The sequence below is a fragment of the Leptothoe sp. EHU-05/26/07-4 genome (assembly GCF_043421015.1).
Classification (GTDB): domain Bacteria; phylum Cyanobacteriota; class Cyanobacteriia; order Phormidesmidales; family Phormidesmidaceae; genus Leptothoe; species Leptothoe turfae.
In genome coordinates, this window is the sequence record NZ_JAXSQV010000007.1 from 1119760 (window position 1) to 1142539 (window position 22780).

Here is a 22780-nt window from a genome sequence, read left to right on the forward strand (position 1 = left end):
TCGACTTTATGAGTAGAAATTTACTTATCTTTACTATTTTTCTCATTATAGAGGTATCTTTCTGAAAGGCCACTGTCATTTTTGAAAGTGGTATTTTCTCTTAAGATTTGGTTCGGCGATCTGCTGCGCGCGCTCAATTATCGGTGCCGTACTTGTCGGCCATTTTTGACATACTAGAGACCGGACTCCTCAGTAAAGATATTTTTCGCTCATGTATATAGTTGAACTTTCAATGAAGCATACGGCCCTACCGATGTCAGTCCAAAAGAAGACTAAGGAGGCTGCAGATGAGGCTTATGCAATTGCTCTGAATGCTCTCAAGACAGGCCAACCGGTCATTCTTGAGTTGGCCTGTGATAAGCAAGAGGGCAAAAAGCTTTCAGTTTTAGTGAGTGAACTGGCTGCGGTACAGGTTTATGAAAAGTCTGGTGGTACTTCTTCTTCAGGTAAATCAGCTGGATTCTTTTCAATGGCTAATGAATAATTCCTTTCCTGCGAGTTTTGTCTTGATGCGTAGAGACAAGTAGGGGTAAATGGCAGATGCTATTGGGTGCGGTGCAGCTAACACTATTAGATGTTTTGATTTTTGATGATTGACAAGTCCTGTGCGATCGCAATTGACGATTTGCATTTCAGTTGGGAATCAGGAGCTTCAGTCCTTGCCGGATGCTCACTGCAAGTGAAGCGAGGTGAGTTCTGTATGCTTCTCGGGACTAATGGCAGTGGAAAATCGACATTATTAAGGTTGTTGGCGGGTCTATTAGATTCACCTCAAGGCTCAATCTATTTACAAAAGCCAGTGGGGTTTGTTTTTCAAAACCCCGATCATCAGCTGGTAATGCCCACGGTCGGAGCTGATGTTGCCTTTGGCCTTGTGGATGAGGATATGCCCTACGAAGCGGTGCGTCAGCGAGTAGATGAAGCACTCATGATGGTTAATTTGCTGCATCTCAAGCGGCGTCCCATTTATGCATTGAGTGGTGGGCAAAAGCAGCGAGTTGCGATCGCGGGGGCTCTAGCCCAACACTGTCGAGTGCTTCTATTTGATGAACCCACTGCCCTCCTCGACCCAGATAGTCAGCTTGAGTTGGTTGCCCAAGTGCGTGATCTAGTGAAACAGCAGGGGATTACGGCACTTTGGGTAACTCACCGACTGGTGGAATTAGATTATTGCGATCGCGCAATTTTGCTAGAACAAGGCCATGTAGCCACCCAAGGTGCGCCCGAACAGGTAAAACAAGCCTTGCAAAATCTTCATTTAACCTGAGAAAAATCCTTCAGGCTTGTTGTTACGTAGATAGCGAACGTTAAGCTAGAGGAATCATAGACTGAGCTTATACGTTATCCAGGCAACCGCAGATGAAAGGTTCTACCTCCCAGGCAATTTTATTAGTCGACGGGTATAACGTTATCGGTGCGTGGCCTGAGCTAACAGAACTGAGAGATTTTCAGGGGCTGGGGGTGGCCCGTACAAGCCTTGCTGAAACGTTGGCCAACTATAGTGCCTATAGAGGGTTTGAAACCTTGTTAGTTTTTGATGCGTATGGCCAGCGTCAGTCCCATCGCATCGAAAAGTTTACTCAGCATTTGGCCATTCATTACACCAGTTTTGGCCAGACGGCTGATAGTTATATAGAAATATCCTGTGCCAAATTTCGTGACGATATTCGTAAATTTGAAAAACGCTTGATTGTGGCGACATCTGATCGTGCTCAGCAATTAACCGTAGTGGGCTACGGGGCTGAATGGATGTCAGCTGCCCAATTAAATGCAGATGTGGATCTTTCTGTACAAAAAGTAAAACACCGTCAAAAGCCGAAAAAACACTCTAAACAGCGCTTTCTTTCAAAATCCCTTAATCCAGAGACTCAGGCAAAATTGGCCAAGCTTCGCTCAAAGCTTATGGACTGAAAAGAACCTAAATAGGACTGTTTTACCTGATGTCTTTCTAGAGGCATGCAGGTTTTTCTAGGAAAAATTAAAAATGCCCTTGCGTAACGGCTACACAATTGCCTATATTATTAAAGCTAAACGATCCTCAGTAGCTCAGTGGTAGAGCGGTCGACTGTTAATCGATTGGTCGTAGGTTCGAATCCTACCTGGGGAGTTTATAACCTGTATAGTTTGTGTGATTTCTTCAAGATGGCTGTGCTGTTTTGAGAATTCCTATGGAATCCCTGTACTGCTTGCTGGTAGAGGGGTGCTGCCGTGGGAGTTGGTCAACATTGTCCCGCCATTGCTGATGGTGTAAGGGCGAGTAACGTGAATTAAACCTTAAGGTATCATTCGCTTAACTGATTGTAGAGATAGTATATATTTGGGATAAAATTTGTCTCCCACTATAAATTTATTTATTTCTATGGGGAGCGAATTGGAAACCTAAGAGGTTTCTAGAAATTCCGAATAACAAACTCTCTGTCTTTAAGATGCCTCGTATACTTGTCATCGATGATGATCCCGCTATTTCAGAACTGGTGGCAGTTAATCTAGAAATGGCTGGATATGATGTCAGTCAGGCCGAGGATGGTGTGAGGGGCCAAGCGCTAGCTGTGCAACTCCTGCCAGATCTGATCATGCTTGATTTGATGTTGCCTAAGGTGGACGGCCTTACCGTTTGCCAACGTGTTCGCCGTGATGAGCGAACAGCAGATATTCCAGTGTTGATGTTAACGGCCTTGGGGCAAACCCAAGATAAGGTTGACGGATTCAATGCTGGTGCTGATGATTACTTGACAAAGCCTTTTGAATTAGAGGAAATGTTGGCTCGTGTCAGAGCGCTGCTACGGCGTACTGACCGTATCCCTCAGGCTGCTAAACATAGTGAAATTCTGAGCTATGGCCCACTAACGTTGGTGCCTGAGCGTTTTGAAGCTATCTGGTTTGAGCGCACTGTGAAGCTGACACACTTAGAATTTGAACTGTTGCACTGTCTTTTGCAGCGTCATGGACAGACAGTTGCTCCTAGTGAAATTTTGAAGGAAGTTTGGGGATATGACCCGAACGATGATATTGAAACCATCCGCGTACATATTCGCCACCTGCGAACTAAGTTAGAGCCGGACCCACGCCATCCTAAGTTTATTAAAACTGTTTATGGTGCTGGCTATTGTCTGGAGCTACCTCAGGATGATCAGGCATTTGCGAACCGCGCGGCAAGCTAGGGTGTATCAATCAGTGAACATTGGGAGAATATGTTTTAGTGTTTACGTTTTATCTGCTGCTGTGCATCTGGAGGAATAAAGCGACAGCACCGTCAAAAAGCATTAAAAAAGCATTGAAGGGAGGCCTTTTTAGGCCTCCCTTTTTTGATGGGTAGTCGGGTTTGGCTCTTGGTTCCTGGTGCTTGGTTTTTGAGATGAGAACTTTTCAGTGCAGCGAAGAATAGCAAGTCTGCGGGAACTTAACTGTAGGGCGAATGTAAAGCCGTGAATGTTGTTTTTCTAGAAAAAATATAGAGCCTACGGTAGAAATGAGTTCTACCGTAGGCTCTATTAATAGTTCTCTGGAAGAGCTAGCAGATCAGATATATGCCTGCTGTGAGTTGATTATGTGGCTACTTAGTAATCGCTTGCGTAATCGCTTCTACTGGAGAGTACTCAGCGGGCGCTAAGGCATTACCACGAATTAGACTGCCGATAGTTTTGGCAGTAATCTTCATTTGAGTAATGGGATTAGCAGGTACAACAGTTTTGTACAGATAGCTGTCAAAGGTAAGTTTCTGAACATCAATGTCAGCACACATCTCTACAAATGCTTCGCGAGTAGCATCGGAGCGGTAGAAGACGCGCTGCAGAATATCCAGTACCAGGTAGGTGACGCCATACTGCTTGTCCCAACGCTTGATGTAAGTCTTGAGTTCAGCTTCAGTTAGAGCTCGCTCACCACTGTTGGATAGTTCAACAATAGTCTCAGCACACATGCGACCAGATTTAGCGGCAAAATAAATGCCCTCACCAGAAGACTTGGTTACGGTGCCAGCAGCATCACCCACAAGTGCAACACGACCAACAACTCGGCGAGGTCTGGGATGCTCAGGAATAGGATGAGCTTCTACCTTCAGGATTTCGCCACCTTCAAGCCGCTTAGCTGCACGCTCACGAATGCCCTTTTGTAGTTGCTTAATTTTGGCCTGATTAACCCGCATGGTACCAGTACCGACAGCCACGTGATCGTACTTAGGGAAAACCCACGCGTAGAAGTCAGGGGAAACGTCATCACCGACATACATTTCTGCTAACTCTTCGTAGTAAGCCATTTTGTCGTCAGGGATGCGAATGCGCTCTTGGAATGCGATCGCATAGTTATAGTCACCGGCATCAATCGCACGAGCAACACGGGAATTGGCACCGTCAGCACCAATCACCATATCTACCTGTAAAGTCTTGGCATCCCCTTGGAGTGTGCCGTTGGAATGATCAGCGTAGTGAAGAGTGTAAGGATCCGTATCGTTAGAAGGAAGTTCCAACTTGTGCACGGTGCCATTTATCACCTTGGTGCCAAGCTTCTCAGCCCGCCCACGCAGGAACCCATCAAGCACCTCACGACGGCACATGCCAATATACTCGTCATCCTTGAGGGTGCTACCGATATTAACTTCAATATTTGAAGGAGAAATCATCTTCATCTTACGTACGCGACGATCGATGATTTCAGGGGGTAAGTCAAACTCATCCACCATGCAAAGGGGAATCGCGCCACCGCAGGGCTTTGCGTTGTCTAACTTGCGCTCAAATAGATAGGTTTCAATACCTGCTTTTACTAGTGTCTCAGCAGCAGAAGAACCTGCTGGACCGCCTCCAACAACCGCAACCCGAAGTGCCAAGGTTTTTCTCCAAATCGATTAAAAGCTATGGTGTGTATGCTATCACGCAGATTTGAGCGGAACTGGCTCACTCTCGTAGATGTAACAAAAATGAAACACGATTTGAGACATGCCCATAGCAACCATAGATTGCGAGTGAGGTAAGTGTTCTTAAAGATACAGATTGAGCGTGTTGTGCAGATCTCACAAGATTGTTGTGTTGCAGGTGACAACAAAATCTAGTTGTCCTGTCAGCAATCACTATTGAAAAAATCATCTTTTTCTACACGTTTCTCTTCATCCAATTAGTCAGTTCAGCCATCAATTAATGGGGGAGAGTTTGTGTTCTAAAATCCAACCTTGACAAATAGAGATTTCACTTTTAATCGCTTCATTTCGTCTAGTGAAAGTCCTTAGATTTCTTAATTGCAAGGTTCTTCCGCAAATTTGCGTAGAAAACACCGTTTCTAAATTATGAGAACTTACTTATATTTATAGATAAGTATAAAAATCGACAAGAATTCTAGATATCAATACTGATTTATCGAATTCAATGATTGTGATTCATGGGGATGCTCTTTTTTTAGAAAGTCTTGCTTCTTTGATGGCCATTAGGGGGCAAATAGGTGGTCGAATTTCGCCCATTGCTGATATTTACTAACCAAAATCTACAGGGTTTTTCAAAAAAAAATGCGTCAACCCAATAAAAGGCAGGCGATCGATGAGCCACTTGCTAAGGCTAGCCCAGTCCAATTGGCTCGGCTTTGGGCTAAGCGATATGTCATTGCTATTGAAACCTATGAAGGGACTCTACAGGAGTCGAATCCCCAGTCTCGTACAGCAGTTGTTGAGCACTTGACCTCGGAACTCCGTTCTGCTAGTGCAAAAGCATGGAATTTGACTGAATCTTTCCTTGCCCATGAGGTAAAACGCCATCGCATAAATGCCAATTTGATTGACCCGTGGAGTGTTGCTGGTGATGTGCATCGAGTTTATGCCAAGGCGTTAGCCGCTTACGGCAAGCATATTCCTCCTCAGCAGTTATCGGTCAAGATTGCGTCGGGTTTAGGCGTTATTCGTAAGCGCTATACGTCTGGGGACCCAAGGTTGATTGGGTTTGTGAGTATGCAGTTTCACCACTGTGGTCAAATGCTGATAGAGTCTGCTCCTGAGTCTGAACAAGGCATACTGGCCGCTTACTTTAAGGTGATTGATGATCACTTATATATGCCGTTGCAGCGTGCCTATGCTGCTGCCGCTAGGTATGCCTATGATGATGAGCGTTTAAAGGTTGTGCAAACGCTTTTGCCCCATAGCACTGTAATCGCAAATAATGTGGTCGATCGTGTTAATACGATTTATCCCAACTATCAGTGCTACACAGATCGTTTAGACAGTGACGTTGTGCGTGTTTCTAGTGTCCGTGACACGGAGATGTTTCAGATTTATCTATGGACCTGTGTCTTAGAACAAAGTCTGTCGGCGATCCAGCAGGAGCTTTTTCCACTGTGTGTCATGCTCTATCCGACGCTCAAGGTAAATTGGGAGCTGGTGAGACACATGCTCCATTTGATGGGTCAAGAGTTTGAACAGTATGTAGAACAGTCCCGGGTGAAGCATTATGAGCCTTATCATCAGGCGCTATGGCAGATGTTTTCGCCTGAGGTGTTTCCTGACATGATTTAGTGTTCGTTAGATGGGGAATAGGTCTTAGTGCTTGGGGAGTAGGGTTGGTTCCGAAATTTCTAGGGCTAGGCGGTTAACGATTGGTGAGATAAAGATTAGTGAGAGTTTTGTGGCTGCATCTGTAGTTGCAGCGTGCGCAAAATTATGATGCCGCCTAGGGTACTGAACATTAACCACAGCCAAAATTGATGGGCCATGGCATGGTCTAAGGCCCAGCCGCCTAAGGGGGGACCAATTAAATAACCAACGGCCCAACACATGGAGTTCACTGATAAGTAGACCCCGCGTAGGGCATTGGGGGCAATGCCCACTACCAGGGCTGAGGCAATTGGGGTGTAGGCTACGGTGCCAAGCGCCATCGCCGTTAGACCTATGACGACAAAGATTGATGGTGTAATTAGCTGCTGACCGACTAACCAGGTGCTGAAAAAGGTGACTACCCAAAATCCTAAGGCAATCATCAGGGCATGGGGCTGAGTAAACCGTTTGAGCCAACGAACCATGGGCAGTTGGCAAAGGGCGGTGAGCACAATGGCCCAGGTGAAAATACCACCGACCGCTGCGTGGTTATCAAGGCCGGTAAAGCGATTGAGATAGAGGGGTAGGGTGCTTTGGGATTGAGAGAGGTAGAGGGTGAATAGGCAATTGACGACGACATAGATTTGGAGGGTGCGATCGCGAATAGCTACCTGCCACCCCTGCCAAAAATTGCCCCCAGTAGTTTTTGTGTTCAGGGTTTCCGAAATGGCAATTGCGATGACGGCATAAAACACGATAAAGGTGATGCCGTCTAGGGCAAACAACAAGCGGTAGGCCTGAAAAGCGGCAATCATAGCGCCACCGATGACCACACCCGCACTTAACCCCAGGCTATCTGCCAAGCGCACAATGGCAAACGCTTCGTTTCGATTGTTTTCAGTGGTCAAATCTGCGACGACAGCTTCGGTGGCAGGCCAGTATAGTCCTACCCCCAACCCCATCAGTAAATTGGCAATGACAAAGCCGATAAAGTCGTGGGTGATCACAAAGCAGCCATCGGCCACAGCCGAGATAGCTGCCGATATCAATAAGGTGCGTCGTCTGCCCCATTGAGGAGAATCTGCCATGGAGCCCCCAGCAAAGCGGCCGATCATGCCTGATAGGGACTGGCTGCCTAGCCCCAGGCCAATGGCGGTGGCTGATAGGCCCACATCGTCAGCAAAAAACAGCGGCGCGTAAAACAGGGTAAACCCAATGCCCAGCTGAGAGAGTAATCGACCAGCAGCCAAAATCCAGAGGCGGATATCAAGGTTAGGAAAAAGCGTCACTACTGGTTTAAAGGGGGGCAATTCTGACTTATACAACTGATGGTCACAAGACTGCTTGCATAGCTGCTATCTATGTAGAAAGACATGTAAAGCCAGCCGCTTTCATTCCTGAATGGTCATCTATTTCATCACGCTGATTTCACAGTTGTTGTCCTTGATCAACAGCACTAACCATATTTGGCTACCTCCCATCGTTACATTCATTGTCATCAAACTCATCTGCCATCGTCACTTTCGGCGACGGTGGGGGGCGTTATGCAAACGGGGGGCGCTGTTGGGAGTGATGGGCTATATAACTGTCTTTATTTTGCTTTGGACTCAGCAACCAAGACTACTCTATCGCCCTACCCATGCACTGCAAACGACGCCGGAGTCCCATAATCTTCACTACGAGGATGTCTGGATTCCTGTGGCGCAGGATAAACAATCTTCTCCGGAACATCTCCACAGCTGGTGGCTGCCAAAGACTAAACAGCGCATGGGGACGCTGCTCTATCTCCATGGGGCAGGGCTAAATATTGGGTTCCATGTCACCCAAGTCCATTGGCTGCGAAAGTTGGGGTTTGATGTGCTGCTTGCGGAGTATCGGGGCTATGGCCTCAGTGAAGGTGGTTTTCCCACAGAACGCTCTTTTTACGAAGATGCTGAGGCAGCTTTAGGCTATCTCACTGATGGGCTGGGTATTGCTGCCAATGAAATAGTGGTCTACGGCCATTCTTTGGGAGGTGCGATCGCAATTGACTTAGCCAGTAAACATCCCAATTTGGCGGGTGTTATTGTGCAAAACACGTTTACCTCAATGTCAGCAATGGTGGCTCGTTCCGTTTATGCTCGCTGGTTTCCAGTGCAGGCAATTCTCCACCAGCGTTTTGAGTCCATCCAAAAAGTCCGTCAGTTGCAAATACCCATATTGTTTATCCACAGCACTGGCGATCCGTTAATTCCGCTATATATGGGTAAAAAGCTATATAAAGCAGCCCGTGGCCCCAAAGACTTCATTGTGTATAAAGCTAACGTTCATCACAATGCGGTGGGTGTGTTTAAAGAGTCTGCATCTGTGGCTAGGTTAAAACAATTTGCGCGAAAAGTGCTGTCAGTAAGCTAGTGGTCGATAATCTCGTTTTTAGGGATTTCCTCGGGTAGAATTCAGTGGGCCTATGCGGGTAGGTTTTCAATTAATTCAGGACTTTAAATAGATATGGCAGAAACAGTTCCAGTGGATCGGCGGCAGCGGGCTCAGGAGTTGCGATCGCAACTTCAAAAAGCAAGCTATGCCTATTACGTTCTGGATGCACCTGACCTGCCTGACGAAGTTTACGATCGCCTTTACCGCGAACTGCAAGACTTAGAAATCCAGTATCCAGAATTAGTTACGCCCGATAGCCCGACCCAGAGGGTGGGTGAACGGCCAGCCAGCCAGTTTACGGCCCTGGAGCACAATATCCCACTGTACAGTTTGGAAAATGCCTTCGATATTGACGAGTATCGGCAGTGGGAGCTCCGCTGGCAGCGGCAAACCCCCGACATAGACTCAGCCGCTGTGGTTGCTGAGCTCAAGATTGATGGCAATGCTCTGGCCCTGACCTATGAAAAGGGTTTGCTGACTCGGGGGGTAACCCGAGGCGACGGCATCAGCGGGGAAGACATCACGCAAAATATTCGCACCATTCGTTCGATTCCCCTGCGGCTACAAATTGACAACCCACCCCCCCGTGTCGAAGTTCGGGGGGAAGCCTTTATTCCCAACGATGTTTTTGATCGCATTAACGTCGATCGTCAGGCTAATGGAGAAGCCCTGTTTGCAAATCCCCGCAATGCTGCAGCGGGGACACTGCGCCAGCTAGATTCTCGGGTGGTGGCTCAGCGGCGTCTCGACTTTTTTGCCTATACGTTACTACTGCCTGAGGGCGAAGGTGGGCTGACGTTACCCCAAACCCAAGAAGACTCCTTGGCGGCACTCCAGACCCTTGGATTTAAGGTCAACCCCAACCGTAAGCTTTGCCCCACCACCGCAGACGTTGCCCAGTTTTATGACCAGTGGGACGAGGCCCGTACCCAGCTGCCCTATCTGACCGATGGTGTAGTTGTGAAACTCAACGACTTAGCGTTACAAGAGCGATTAGGGTTCACCCAAAAGTTTCCCCGCTGGGCCATTGCTCTTAAATACCCTGCCGAGGAAGTTCCCACGATTTTGCAGGATATGACGGTGCAGATAGGGCGGACTGGTGCCGTTACGCCGGTGGCTGAGTTGGCCCCTGTACAGCTAGCGGGCACGACTGTGTCCCGCGCAACATTGCACAATGCCGATCGTCTGGCCGAGCTTAATTTGCATAAGGGCGACACAGTGATCGTTCGCAAAGCCGGTGAAATTATTCCTGAGGTAGTGCGGGTTTTGTCAGACCTAAGACCAGAAGGAGCACAGCTTTGTCAGTTACCCACCCACTGTCCTGAATGTGGTGAAACATTGGTGCGGCCAGTCAATGAGGCGGTAACTCGCTGTATCAATCCGTCTTGTCCTGCAATTGTTCGAGGTGACTTGATTCATTGGGCTAGTCGTCAGGCCCTAGATATCGCTGGTCTGGGTGAAAAATGGATACAGCAACTTCTGGCGCAGAATCTTGTTAGCTCCGTTGCTGATTTGTATGAGCTTACGGTGGAAGAACTTTTGTCCCTAGAACGTATGGGGCAAAAGAGCGCTCAGAATCTAGTAGATGCGATCGCTGCCTCTAAATCCCAGCCCTGGGCTAGGGTGCTGTTTGGATTAGGGATTCGACATGTGGGCGCGGTGAACGCCCAACTTCTAGCCAAGCAATTCTACACCGTAGATCTATTGGCTACGGCTCCTCCTGAAGAAATTGAGTCGGTTTACGGCATTGGTCCGGAAATTGCCTATTCAGTTTATGAATGGTTTCAGGCAGAGGCTAATAAGAGCCTGATCACGCGACTAAAAGACAAAAAAATTGGGGTACAGCTAGAGGGGGCACCACCATCAGACGAGCCTACCGATCTGCCTATGATGGGAAAAACTTTTGTCCTGACTGGCACTTTGCCCACTCTAAGCCGTAAGGAAGCAAAGGCCAAAATTGAGGAAAGTGGCGGTAAAGTGACCGGATCCGTAAGTTCTAAAACAAGCTATGTTGTGGTCGGTGTAGATGCCGGATCAAAGCTTGCTAAGGCCGAAAAACTGGGTATTCAACGTTTGAGTGAAGATGATTTGCTGACGTTGCTACAACAAACGGCATCCTCATAACTAGTTTTTTGGGGTTTTGTCTGGCTGCGAATACAAGGTTATCCATGAAACGAGTGTGCTTATCAGCTGCAATAAAGGGCCTACAACGTCTAACCCTGGGCATGGGAGCCGTGTTGGTGGCGGCTATCCCTAGTCAAGCGGCGGACCGAATCACATTTGCGTTTGGTCCGATTGAGCGTTCCATTGAGCTGGCTGATTTGGAGCAGTTGGTTGAGGACGGTGTGCTCAGTGACGATCTTGCCTACTATGCAAGATTTTTACCCGATGACTATGACATCGACGAAGTTAGACAAGCCCTGACCTGGCGTGTGGAAGAAGACATTGCCACCATCAATGTAGATGTGGTGCTGCTCGATCGATTCTTCTACACGAAGCAGGGAGAGTATCTCTTAAATATTGCTGCTGATTTTATTCGCACAGAGGCCCGGCGCAGCGATCTACGTGCCTTACGGGGAGCAATTTTAGTTGCTGTTTCCGATGAAGATGAAGGCCTCACTCTCTTAAATGCGATTCGTCGGTTTCCATCCCCAGAAATGCGCATCGAGTTAGATCGGGGCCTGGGGCTTTTGCGTGAGATTAATCGAGCGATTTATGAAACCGATGCATCCATTGCTTTACTAGAGCGTTTGGGGGCTCCTACCGGTAATCTTTCAGAAGCAGACCAGGCGCGTTTACTGGCTTTGGCGAATCAGGCGCGACAGCCTGGACGCTATCAGGTGGAACGGCAAAGATTGTCAGGCAATGCGCCGATTCCGGCGGATATCTATTTGCCCACATTACAAGGTCAGCGCCAGCGCAATCGTCCCACGGTGATTATTTCCCACGGTTTGGGGAATGATCGTACATCCTATGCCTACCTGGGACGTCATTTAGCATCCCATGGCTTTGTTGTGGTCAATGTAGAACATCCTGGCAGTAATGCTGAGCAAATTAATGCGCTGTTGGTGGGCCAATCGGCAGATGTTGTGGCCAATGAAGAGTTTATTGAACGGCCACGACAAATTTCTGCCCTGCTTAATTACTTAGAGCGTGAGGCAAGTCAATTTGGTAGCTTGATCAACTTTGCTGAAGTGGGACTAGTGGGCCAGTCTTTTGGTGGCTATACAGCCTTGGCGTTAGCGGGTGCCACACTTGATTTTGAAATACTTCGGGAAAGCTGTCCCCCCAGTTCACTGTCGCTAAATGTGTCGCTATTGCTGCAGTGCCAGGCAGGACAGTTAGCTGAGCCCAATGAAACCATGTTGTCATTGCAGGATGGTCGGGTGCGGGCTGCGATCGCAATCAACCCCATCACCAGCGTCCTTTTTGGTGAAGAAAGCATGGGGCAAGTCACCACCCCCACCATGATTTTTGCCAGCGGAGCTGATACCGTTGCCCCTGCTTTGCAAGAACAGTTGGTTCCCTTTACCTGGCTTACCCAGCCCGAGCGTTATCTCATGCTCATGCGCCAGGGCACCCATTTTTCTACCATTGCCATGACTGAAACTGGCAGCGAAGCCTTTGACTTGCCGAGCGAGATCCTTGGTCCTGAACCAGAGCTAGCGCAAGATTACTTAGAGGCATCAAGTCTGGCCTTTTTGACTCAGCATCTGAGTGGAGATATGACCTATGCAGATTTACTGACGGCGGACGGCATCGCTCAGCTCAATGAGGAGCCAATTCAACTGACCTTGGTACAAGAACTCACCGGTCCCACCTTGGCCGATCAATTAGGGGGGCCTCCCCGATCAGCAACAGACTCCATTGAATCACCTGGGGGAGAGCCGTTGCCTCCGGATGTACCCGTGATGGATGCACCCGTGACAGACCCCGCAACCACAGCACCCCCTGTCACCGAGGTGATCTTAGAGGAACCACAGCCTGTATTGTCTAATCCGTCTACCCAGTAGCCCTGATAGGATAGCTGCTGTGAATTGCCCATTGTCTGCCATCAGCCTATGCCCGACGGCTTTCTTAATCTCCATAAACCTACTGGGTGGACATCCCACGACTGTGTCGCCAAGCTACGTCGTCTGCTCCAGACTAAAAAGATTGGCCATGCCGGCACGTTAGACCCGGCAGCAATAGGGGTGCTGCCCGTTGCCGTGGGCCGAGCAACACGGCTGCTGCAATACCTGCCTGACGATAAAGCATACCGAGCCGTTGTCCAGTTGGGCACCACCACTGATACAGATGATTTAGAGGGAGCTGTGTTAACTCAGACGTCAGCGGCCCATTTGAGCCTGTCTGCTGTCACCGAGCAATTGGCTAATTTCCAAGGAGAAATTCAGCAAATTCCGCCAATGTACAGTGCTGTGCATGTTAATGGTCAGCGGCTGTACGACTTAGCGCGACAGGGCAAAGCCGCCACCATCGATGTGCCCTGTCGTCATGTGGTCGTGCACTCCATTAATGTTGTGAACTGGCAACCCGGTGAAAGCCCAACTATCACCTTAGACATTGCCTGTGGAGCCGGCACCTACATTCGTTCAATTGCCAGGGATTTAGGACAGTGTCTCGGGGTAGGCGGCACCCTGTCTTCGTTATTACGTACGCAAAGTAGCGGCTTTAATTTAGATACCAGTATTTCCTTTGAACAGTTAAATGAGCAACTAGAGCAACTTCAATTAATCACTCCGGCGGTGGCCATGGGACATTTGCCCGAAATAACACTCCCCCTTGAATTAGGTCGTCGGTGGTGTTTAGGGCAGCGTGTGCCCAGGGAACCGACCATTGAGTTGGAAAAGCCTTTACGTGTCATTACTGAAGCCTGTCCATTTTTGGGTGTGGGTGTCTTCCGGATTAAAGACCATCAGCCTCATTTAGTTCCCAAAATGGTGTTTGTGCAACCTTCTTGACGACGCATCAGTTTTAATTTCAGTGATTATCTGTAGTCGTCATACAGAACATGTAGATATTAGGGAAACCAAATAAAGCTTAGATGTGTCCTTTAAATGTGCATCCCCGTGATTTTTACTAGCTAATTTGTCGTTCACTGGGTAAGACGTCCATGTCTAACTGGGATCCTTCTTCTGCGCTTAAGCACTTCAAGGTGGGGGAAGTCATTTTTTCTGAGGGTGATCCTGGAGATTCTGCTTACATCATCGAGTCAGGCAGGGTAGAGGTTGCAGTCAGTGTTGATGGTCAAGCGTTTCCCTTACGTATTCTGACGAGTGGTGATGTCTTGGGGGAAATGGCCGTCATGGACACGGCACCACGCTCTGCATCAGCCAAAGCGATTGAAGAGACGGTGTGTGTTGCCATTTCGAGCCGTCAAATTTCAGAACGCATTCAAGGGGCAGACCCCATTGTCCAGCTCTTGGTGACCACGCTGCTTCACCGGATTCGTAGCACGCCTCAAGTGACGTTATCTGGGTATCCCAAAGTGGCAACAGGCCTACAGCAAGCGCCATCGGACAATGATGAGGTTCTGGACAAAATACGTCTGGAATCGGAATTACGAGCGGCGTTGGAGAATCAGCAGCTACGACCTCACTATCAGCCCTTGGTTGATATTCAAACTCGTCGGATCCTTGGTTTTGAAGCTTTGATCCGTTGGTTTAGCCCTACGCGGGGCCATGTGTCTCCTGGGGAATTCACCAGTATTGCCGAAGAAACGTCCTTGATTATTCCCATTGGTCAGCAAACGTTGCAACAGTCCTGTCGTGATTTGGTGCAGCTGCAAAAGTCTTGTCCAGACAGACAATTGTTTATGAGTATCAATGTGGCCCCTCGACAGTTAGCTGAAGACGACTTTTTAGCGGCATTGCAACTTATTGTGGAGCAATATGGACTGCATCCATCCCAGGTCAAGCTTGAAGTGACAGAGCGGGTATTTATGGAAGATCCCGTTGCCCTTGAAAGTCTCCAGACCTGTCGGCAAGCCGGGTTCCATATTGCCTTGGATGATTTTGGTACTGGCTTCTCAAGCCTGAACTATCTCACTCGTTTTGAAGTGGATGGCTTCAAAATTGATCGGGCCTTTGTTCAAGAAATTCTGACCAATCCACGGACGCAGGTGTTATTGGAAAGTATGCTCACCATGGCCCATGGCTTAGGTATGCAGACGGTTGTGGAAGGGATTGAAACCCAGGAACAACTTCAGGTGCTGCAGCGGTCTGGGTGTGATATTGGTCAAGGCTATTTCTTTGGGAAACCTTTGCCTTTTGCTGAGGTACAGCAGCTACTGGTGCAAGAACGGGTTCAAAATCCAATCAAATCGTAGCGACCTGCTTGTTCTACTAAGAGTGTTGCGGGTTTGTTGATGGTTTTGCCTGTGATGGCCAGCAAGGAGCGTTGCTGACCCACATCACTGTAGAGTAGTTTGCCATTGTCAGACAAAATCATGACTTTACCTGGGAAGAGTCCGAGCTCGGAGGGCACGCCAGGACCCATGGTAAAGATATGCTCAGCGGTTCGGTCGCCCATTAAGTCCATCCTGATATATTGCAGGTGAGGATAAAGCTGCGCTGTCTGTTCAAATGTCAGGCCTAACTGACGACTGATGGCCTCTGCCATTAGAGTTAGAGTATCGGTTTGATGGAAATCTGTCTGGGGGAACTGTGTCGACTCTGCGTCATCAACTGAAGACTCGTTTGTCGCGTTACGGCTTTCGACAGGCGGTGTTGGTGCTGTTTGCCACGGTAGCGTGGTAAGCCATTGCAGACTGTTGGGCGTAGTTACTAATGTAGAACCATTTATTTTGGGGCCACTGGCTAAAAAGGTAAGCCTTGATCCAGTGGTTTGGACGCCATGAACGGTGACTCCGGCAACATGCTGATTGCCACTAAATAATTGCAACTGTCTGCGAATGGCTACGGATTCTGCCCACATGTTAGTAGCTGTGATGGCTACGGGGGGGCGTCCCCAACCTGTGTTGTCTTGAAGCAGTTGCACATTGATGTGATACCAGCTTTGTCCAGGGGCCAGAGTCGGCAGGGTTTGCGATCGCAACCACCCATGCCCCGGTGCACCCACAGCGGTTGCTTGGCCAATCAAGCTGGTGTAGCGCCCTGGCTCATTGGTCGCAGGCAAAGATGCTGTGGATGTGTTGGTGTCTGAGTAGCCGTTGATCAGCGCAATATTTTCAGCAAACTTTTGACCTCCCAGCGCCTGTAGGCGCTCCAGCGTAGCTTTTGAACGTGTCTTTTTCTGTAGCCATTCTTCCCCGGCTTCTGGCGATTGGCGAGACGTTACTAATAACGCTCCCCAAATCTGCGTTGTCACATCCTTGGGATGGACTTGTAGATGTGTGGTGACCCCATGCCAGAGGGCATCAAAATCCCGTTCTAATCGTTTTAGCGTAGGACCATAAATGGCTGGGTTGTTTTCTAACGTGCTGAGAGCCTTATCCCACTGGCCATCAATCAGATAAGCCAGAATATGCTGCTGCTGACTTGATAAGGTTTGGTCTGTTTGAGCTTTGGTGCGTGTAGCGTGCAGCTGAATTAAGTCAAGCTGTGCTTGAGCCTCGGCTGACCAATCGTGTCCCAAGGTTGCCTTGGCAGATTCCATCATCTGGAGACTATGGGACCAGACAGATCCTTGCGCCAGTTTTAGAGCTTTGTCATAGAGAGAGGTACTCAAATCTTGCTCATACACTGAACGATAGAGGGAGACTTCCTGTAGCCGGGGTGGATCGTTGGGAACGAGCTGATACAGCAAAAAACTGGGTCGTAGGCCAACGGTTTGGTCAACAATTAGCTGTTTTCCGGTGTCTCCGTTTTTCCATTGGGGTGGTTGACCCGCTGGACTCGACCAGTTCAACAATCGATGCAAGCGTTGAGCGTGGGACTGATAGCTTAAAATCTGGCCGTATCGCATGACGGTATTGCCGTAACGGCGCTGTCCCTCCAATAACAACCAAGGCTCATTCGCTGCTTTGCCAGCCATGGGCTGCACAGATGATAAAGAGGCGTCACTATCTACGCTAGCTACCTGAGACGCTGTACCCACCAGCGGTGTCGTGATAAACGATTCTTTCATGGGGCGAATCTTGACCTGTTCAACCCGTTGGAGCTGATCGTTCTGAACGCGATACACCCATAGTTCTTGAATAGTTTTGTCGTCGCTATTCAAGATTGGATAGAACCAGGCTTTGGGCTGATCGGCTCTAGGCCAGGCAATGGGTTGGCCATGGGTAATGTTTTGAGCCCGCATCTCCGCCTGAATCTCATCTGCTGTCTGGGGAGCTGCCTCAAAGGTATTGACTAACCCAGGGAACGCCGTCTTTAGCCAGTTTGGACTATAGGGGTCAACAATCAGTTTGGCACCTGATAAAATCATCGCCACCAATAAAGCTCCACCGCTGCCTAAGGCCAGCCAGCTTAACAACGACCAGGGAATACGCCCCGTCGTTGGACTCACCAAAAGCTTTACCTGAGCGGTGGGTGGATTTGATTTGCTCAGACCCATAGGGATGTTGTCATCAGAGCAGCAAGACCAAATAGTCTCTAGGAGGATAGCACTTGTGCGTATTTTTGCCCGAGGCTTTCCCAGTTAAATTCAGCTTCAATCATCTGACGTGCATTCGCGGATAATGTTTGACGCAATGCAGCATCTTCAAATAATTGACCGATGGCCTTTACATAGTCTTCTGGCTGGTTGGCCCGCAGGGCTCGTAGCGGTACCCCCTCAACATCTACTGCCATGCCCTCAAGACCGCGATCGCTACCCACCACCGGCACCCCTACGGCCATGGATTCCAGCGTCTTGGTTTTAATGCCGATGCCTGCCCGCAGCGGCACTACACTGACCGTCGACTGCTGTAGACATTCTGTAATAGACGGCACCCGACCCGTGACCGTCACACCAGGGATACTGTCCAATTCTTTAACGGCGGGGACAGGCCGGGTGCCCACGAGACTTAACGTGGCCTCAGGATAGCGCTGCCTCACTAGGGGAAAAATTGTCTGGGCAAAATAGCAGGCTGCGTCGATATTGTGAGACGAATCCATTGCTCCGATAAAAATCAAAGATTGACCACCGGGGTCATGGGAGCGATAGGGGGATGTCTCTAGATCAACACCCGTCGAAACAATATTGATGTTGGCGTCTGGTATCAAGCTTTGAATATGTTTGCGATCGTTCGGTGTGGTGACTACCAGGTGGGTGAATTTTGCACAGTACCGTTTTTCATAACGGGCCAAAAGGGGCAGATACAAGCGATCGCGTAGGGTATTTTCCGATGCGCCTGCCTCCAAATGATCAAGCACCCAGCCGTAGACAGAGCTATGGATATCCGCTACCGTCTTTACCCGCTCACGCAGCTTAGGGTGCACGTACATTTCATTGACACCATGCTCACAAACAACGGCGTCATAGTCTCCGCCCTCCACCTGTTGCGTCACCCAAGTGTAAACCTCTGGCGAAAACCGAAACGTGACGCTGGGCGGTGTGCCGGTAATGAAAAACTGAGCCAGACGCAGAGCCTGCTTCAGCGGATTTCGATCCTGACCAGGATCTTTTTTATCAGGCACTGGAAATAGTTTGATGTCCTTGACCCATGTTTTCAAGGTATGAATGTTTTCTGCAGTGGCATTCTGGGTCTTATGGGCCACTAGGGTAATGTCATGTAGCGGTCCAATTTGCCTGAGTAAATTAAATGTACGAACCTCAGCCGCACCGTGACTGGGGGGATAGGGAAAGGTGTTAAGGGAAAGGACGAGCAGACGCATTGGGGTTAGGGATTGAGTAATGGGGAATTTTGAGTTTTGAAGTTATTAAGTTATAAGGTCCTCGTGACGGTCCCTTCTTGAGGGAAATCAAGACAAATAATGATCCAACATTCAAAATTCAAACCTAAGAACTAAGAACCAGGAACTAATAACCTAATCACTTTTCAACCAGGCAATTTCCTCAGCATTGTCTGGCAGTTTCGACTCTCGCTGACCTAGGGTGCGAGCATGGAAGCAGTACAGACCAATGGGAGTCATGGCTAAGTCGATCAGATCGGCTTTACCTGTAATTAGTTTCACTAAACCTACAGGAAGTTCCTTGGCGACCCAACGAGCTAAGGAGTAACGGACCTCGTGGGCCATTAATGGACGAGTGAGCTTAATGCCGTGGATCTGGTTCAGGTATCGATTAGAGCGTCCATAGCGATACCATTGTTTGCGCAGCTCTTTCAGGGTGGTACGGTGATGATGCTGTACTACAGCAGTTTTGGCATAGTGCAGTTGCCAACCTCCATCTCGCTGTAGTCGCCAGCAAATATCGGCGTCCCCCCCAGTGGTCATATACGGGCGAAATAATCCGATTTTTTCAAATGCACAGGCTCGCACAGCAATATTGGCTGTTTGACCATAGGGACAAAACGAGTGGTTGAGGGTGTCCTGCTGCGACATGATGTTCTTGCGCTCGGCGTAGCGTTCGAGCCAGGTATTGCCAGGTAGAGCCGTGATTTCTCCGACACAAAGACCAACAGCGCTGTCTTTAAATCCCTGCACTAAGTTTTCGAGCCAGGTGGCCGCAGGATAACAGTCGGCATCGGTAAAGGCTAAAATCTCCCCGGTTGCTGCACGGATGCCGGTGTTGCGGGCGGCGTAGGCACTTTGGATTTCAGTCTCACTGAGATGCCTGAGGGAGATTTCGATGGATTCTGCCTGGGTGACGGCGTCTTTGAGAATATCGGGGGTGCGATCGCAACTACCATTATCCACCAACAAATATTCCACCCGATCTGCCGGATAGGTTTGTCCTAGTAGACACTCAATCAAACCTGGTAAATCGGTTTCGCCATTGTAAATGGGCACAATCACTGAAACCGTTGGCAAAAATGGACTGGGTTGGGCAGGTATTTCGTTGGCAACCATAAAAGCTTGGGGCATTGGTTCTCAACTAATCTATAGCGACATCTACAGGTAGTTTTGCCACCAATGTGTCGAGAATTAACATAGACTGCTCGTTCCTTTGGGACTGCTCATTTATAAACTGAGCCCATAAACTGAACCAATTCTGGCAGTTCACACAAACCAATACATAAGGTGTAGAGCATCTTTATGTAATCCTTACTGACATTAAGTGGGCTCACGGGTCAGTAAACTAGCCAATATATCTATGGCCTTGCTGATCCTCGAGAGGGCTTGAGTTGTGAGCTACCGTCAAATAGCAAGGGGTCTAAACCGGTTCATCCCCTACATCAGCAATCGCTATCTGTAACTCCTATATCAAACCTATACCGTCGTGTCTAAAGTTAGTGTTTGTATCCCCACCTACAACCGGGCCAAAATCTTGCCCTATGCTGTCACCAGCGTCCTGAATCAAACCTATTGCGACTTTGAGCTTATCATCTGTGATGATGCCTCCTCCGATAATACGGCTGAGGTGGTGGCTCAGTGGAATGACCCGCGTATTCGTTATATTCGCCATCCACAAAATATCAAACGCAGTCGTAACATGCGTTCAGGTTATGAAGCGGCCCAAGGAGACTATTTCATTAAATTTGATGATGATGATGCCCTCACCCCCACCTTTTTAGAACGCACGGTTGCGGTGATGGAAAGCCAGCCCAGTGTGGATTTTGTCTGTACCGATCACTGGGTGATCAATGCCTGCAATCAGCGAGACGAAGTCGCAACAGCAGCTAACTCTGCTAAATGGGGTAAAGATCGGCTGACAGAGGCCATCATCGATGACATACTCACAGAAACCTTTGTTCACCAAAGTTTGCAGGTAGGATCTACGCTTTTTCGTCGAGATTGCCTCAGTGAAGTGGACTTTATGCGCTTTGAGGCTGATGGTTGCGAGGACTTTGACTTATTGGTGCGGCTAGCGACCATCGGTAAAATCGGCTACTTTATCCCTGAGCGACTGATGGAATACCGTTTTCATGGGGGGCAAACCAGTTTGAAACAGGATATTCATTTTCTCTCCGCTAAGCTTTTTTGTTTAGAAAGTTATCGCTTTACTGACCGTCCTAAATTAGAAATAATCCGTCGGTCTAAGCTCGACGGTCTTAAGCAAGTTCTCGCCATGAGGCTGATTGAAAAAGGAGAAACCCAACGTGGGCGTCAGCTGATGCAAGAACTGGCTGCCCAGGGTCCCCTGTCTATGAAGGCGAAGGTGGGTAAGGTGTTGTCCTATCTTCCCGCAGGCCTGCGTCAGCTAGCTTTTCAAGGGTTTCGACAGCTGCGACCTGATGATTACAGTGAGCGTGTTCGCAATGCAGCTGGATAAAAAACAGGGGTTAGGATTAAAGCTATCCATGGTGCTGTCGCTATGCAGTATGACCCAGTGTGCGGCACCGCAAGAACCGATCGCACCCCCTCAGATATCAGAGCGTTTAGCAATTTTGCAACCCGAACTCATAATACAAAACTGGCCTGATGATAATGCGCCCATAGCCCGTTTCCATGTGGTGACTATTCCACCTGACTATCCGGTGGAGGTGGCTGTGAGTGAGTCGTTGAAAACGGTGGAAACGTTCGCCGCTGACACCGAAGCATGGGCTGTGATCAATGGTGGTTTTTTTGACCCTCAGAATGCTCAAACCACTTCCTTCATTACCGTAGACAGCACTCTAGCTGCAGATCCTCGCAATAATCGACGGTTAATGGATAACCCTGATCTGGCGGTTTATATGGAGCAAATTCTTAACCGCTCTGAGTTTCGCCGCTATGACTGTGGTGGTGATATTCGCTATGACATTACGTTCCACAATGCCTCGCTTCCTAAAGCCTGCGTGTTGCACAGCTCCCTTGGCGCAGGGCCACAGCTTTTCCCGGATACTGCTCAAGCCGAAGGATTTACGGACTATGCTGATGGTCGATTAATGCGTGATGCCATCGGTACTCAGCAGCGTAATGCCCGTAGTGCCGTTGGTATCCAGCAAGACGGCACTGTCGTTTGGGTGATGGTGGCACAGATAGAACCAGGTGGCGGGATGACCTTAGCGGAGCTAGCCGATATTATGGCCATCTGGAAGGTTGAGAAAGCGTTGAATCTAGATGGGGGAAGCTCATCATCGTTACATGTGGCATGGCCAGGGATGACGGCTGATGGTTTGGCTCAAACCTATTACGGACGTCTCGATCAAAACGGTCAAACTATCCAGCGACCGGTTAAATCTGTACTGCTGTTGCCCCGGTCTGACCAGAATTAGCTGGACTAAGAACCTATACCCAATCCGAATCCAGTAAACTCGATTAGAAATAAGCCATCCCGTAGGGGCAATCGGGGATTGCCTTACCATCCCTGATTGCCCTGCAATATCGGGGATTGCCAGGATTTGTATTATGAATCCTTGGGGTACACATTAGCCTGCTGTAGGTAGCCGAGTTGAATCAGTATCCAGCAGATGATTCCGTATATTGCTCCCGCAGTAATCAATACTCTGTACCCTGGGTCAACCACAATTTGCATGGCGGGTGGGGTGAGAATTAGACCGGACAAAATAGACGTCGCTATAGATGTAATGACAAAACTCCATGGGCCGATGATCCCCTTGGAGCGGCGAGATGCAATCGGTTTGATCTTTCTAACTCGATTTGGGATTGAACGAATACGTTCTACGCGACGATCTATCCAAGGCCACATCTGCATACCGGTCATAAAGGCAATTGGGAACATGAGAAAACCGACAACGCCACTCCATTGAGAATAAGGAGCGACCAAAGCGGTTAGGTGAGTACCGCCAAAGCTACCGCCAAATAGCAGCAAAGCTGATGTGAAAAAATTTGCTGTCGGTTTAGGTGCTGGGGAAGATGATGGCATCGGGGCTGGGTCAATTGATTGCACTTGTTACGTTTGATTGCACTT

18 protein-coding genes and 1 tRNA gene are annotated in these 22780 nt (G+C 48.8%); 13 read left to right on the forward strand and 6 right to left on the reverse strand.

Annotation, left to right across the window (positions count from 1 at the left end; translation table 11 throughout):
- Positions 1-211: 211 nt before the first annotated feature.
- The 5 genes from U2F10_RS29400 (at position 212) to rpaA (ending at position 3161) form a co-directional block, all read left to right on the forward strand.
- Positions 212-484, forward strand: a complete 273-nt coding sequence (locus tag U2F10_RS29400; RefSeq protein ID WP_163660561.1) for a UPF0367 protein family — start codon at positions 212-214, stop codon at positions 482-484.
- 105 nt (positions 485-589) lie between these two features.
- Positions 590-1267 (forward strand): energy-coupling factor ABC transporter ATP-binding protein, encoded by a 678-nt coding sequence (locus U2F10_RS29405; protein WP_163660559.1) that lies wholly within the window; start codon positions 590-592, stop codon positions 1265-1267.
- A gap of 92 nt (positions 1268-1359) precedes the next feature.
- Positions 1360-1911, forward strand: coding sequence for an NYN domain-containing protein (locus U2F10_RS29410; protein ID WP_163660557.1), 552 nt, complete (start codon positions 1360-1362; stop codon positions 1909-1911).
- A 124-nt stretch (positions 1912-2035) separates the two neighbouring features.
- Positions 2036-2107, forward strand: a tRNA-Asn gene (locus U2F10_RS29415).
- Positions 2108-2426: 319 nt separating this feature from the next.
- The gene (gene rpaA / locus U2F10_RS29420) at positions 2427-3161 is read left to right on the forward strand and encodes a two component system response regulator RpaA (protein WP_006518109.1); all 735 of its coding nucleotides are present in this window, start codon (positions 2427-2429) and stop codon (positions 3159-3161) included.
- Between the two features lie 392 nt (positions 3162-3553).
- Here rpaA and chlP read toward each other — a convergent pair whose 3' ends face one another.
- Positions 3554-4822, reverse strand: a complete 1269-nt coding sequence (chlP, locus tag U2F10_RS29425; RefSeq protein ID WP_163660555.1) for a geranylgeranyl reductase — start codon at positions 4820-4822, stop codon at positions 3554-3556.
- A 669-nt stretch (positions 4823-5491) separates the two neighbouring features.
- Between chlP and U2F10_RS29430 the strand changes: the two genes are divergently transcribed.
- Positions 5492-6487, forward strand: coding sequence for a hypothetical protein (locus tag U2F10_RS29430; protein ID WP_499874054.1), 996 nt, complete (start codon positions 5492-5494; stop codon positions 6485-6487).
- A 95-nt stretch (positions 6488-6582) separates the two neighbouring features.
- Here the strand turns inward: U2F10_RS29430 and U2F10_RS29435 are convergent, their stop codons facing one another.
- On the reverse strand, positions 6583-7794 hold the full coding sequence (locus tag U2F10_RS29435) for an MFS transporter (protein WP_499874055.1): 1212 nt from the start codon (positions 7792-7794) through the stop codon (positions 6583-6585).
- 112 nt (positions 7795-7906) lie between these two features.
- On the opposite strand from U2F10_RS29435, the gene U2F10_RS29440 reads away from it, so the two are divergent.
- From U2F10_RS29440 to U2F10_RS29460, 5 genes are all read left to right on the forward strand, one after another.
- Positions 7907-8899, forward strand: coding sequence for an alpha/beta hydrolase (locus U2F10_RS29440; protein WP_499874057.1), 993 nt, complete (start codon positions 7907-7909; stop codon positions 8897-8899).
- A gap of 93 nt (positions 8900-8992) precedes the next feature.
- A complete protein-coding gene (gene ligA / locus U2F10_RS29445) occupies positions 8993-11044 on the forward strand; it encodes an NAD-dependent DNA ligase LigA (protein WP_499874059.1) in 2052 nt (683 codons plus the stop codon).
- Positions 11045-11088: 44 nt separating this feature from the next.
- Positions 11089-12933 carry an alpha/beta hydrolase gene (locus U2F10_RS29450; protein ID WP_499874060.1) on the forward strand — a complete coding sequence of 615 codons (1845 nt, stop codon included), beginning with the start codon at positions 11089-11091 and terminating at the stop codon, positions 12931-12933.
- A gap of 48 nt (positions 12934-12981) precedes the next feature.
- Positions 12982-13881 (forward strand): tRNA pseudouridine(55) synthase TruB, encoded by a 900-nt coding sequence (gene truB / locus U2F10_RS29455; RefSeq protein ID WP_163702508.1) that lies wholly within the window; start codon positions 12982-12984, stop codon positions 13879-13881.
- Positions 13882-14033: 152 nt separating this feature from the next.
- On the forward strand, positions 14034-15248 hold the full coding sequence (locus tag U2F10_RS29460; protein WP_163660544.1) for an EAL domain-containing protein: 1215 nt from the start codon (positions 14034-14036) through the stop codon (positions 15246-15248).
- On the opposite strand, the gene U2F10_RS29465 is transcribed toward U2F10_RS29460, so the two are convergent.
- The 3 genes from U2F10_RS29465 to U2F10_RS29475 all read right to left on the reverse strand — a co-directional run bounded on the left by U2F10_RS29465 (position 15227) and on the right by U2F10_RS29475 (position 19851).
- Complete coding sequence (locus U2F10_RS29465; RefSeq protein ID WP_499874062.1) at positions 15227-17437, reverse strand: hypothetical protein; 2211 nt, start codon at positions 17435-17437, stop codon at positions 15227-15229. The genes U2F10_RS29460 and U2F10_RS29465 overlap by 22 nt on opposite strands.
- Positions 17438-17475: 38 nt before the next feature.
- Positions 17476-18699: a glycosyltransferase family 4 protein gene (locus tag U2F10_RS29470; RefSeq protein ID WP_163660540.1), complete on the reverse strand. Its 1224-nt coding sequence runs from the start codon at positions 18697-18699 to the stop codon at positions 17476-17478.
- Positions 18700-18852: 153 nt separating this feature from the next.
- Complete coding sequence (locus tag U2F10_RS29475) at positions 18853-19851, reverse strand: glycosyltransferase family 2 protein (RefSeq protein ID WP_250564707.1); 999 nt, start codon at positions 19849-19851, stop codon at positions 18853-18855.
- Between the two features lie 355 nt (positions 19852-20206).
- On the opposite strand from U2F10_RS29475, the gene U2F10_RS29480 reads away from it, so the two are divergent.
- Together U2F10_RS29480 and U2F10_RS29485 are read left to right on the forward strand one after the other, a co-directional pair.
- Entirely contained in the window at positions 20207-21199 is a 993-nt protein-coding gene (locus tag U2F10_RS29480) for a glycosyltransferase family 2 protein (RefSeq protein WP_499874063.1), read from the forward strand.
- Positions 21186-22124, forward strand: a complete 939-nt coding sequence (locus tag U2F10_RS29485) for a phosphodiester glycosidase family protein (protein WP_499874065.1) — start codon at positions 21186-21188, stop codon at positions 22122-22124. The genes U2F10_RS29480 and U2F10_RS29485 overlap by 14 nt, the downstream gene beginning before the upstream one ends.
- Positions 22125-22255: 131 nt before the next feature.
- On the opposite strand, the gene U2F10_RS29490 is transcribed toward U2F10_RS29485, so the two are convergent.
- Positions 22256-22735 carry a hypothetical protein gene (locus U2F10_RS29490; RefSeq protein WP_163660536.1) on the reverse strand — a complete coding sequence of 160 codons (480 nt, stop codon included), beginning with the start codon at positions 22733-22735 and terminating at the stop codon, positions 22256-22258.
- Between the last annotated feature and the right edge of the window lie 45 nt (positions 22736-22780).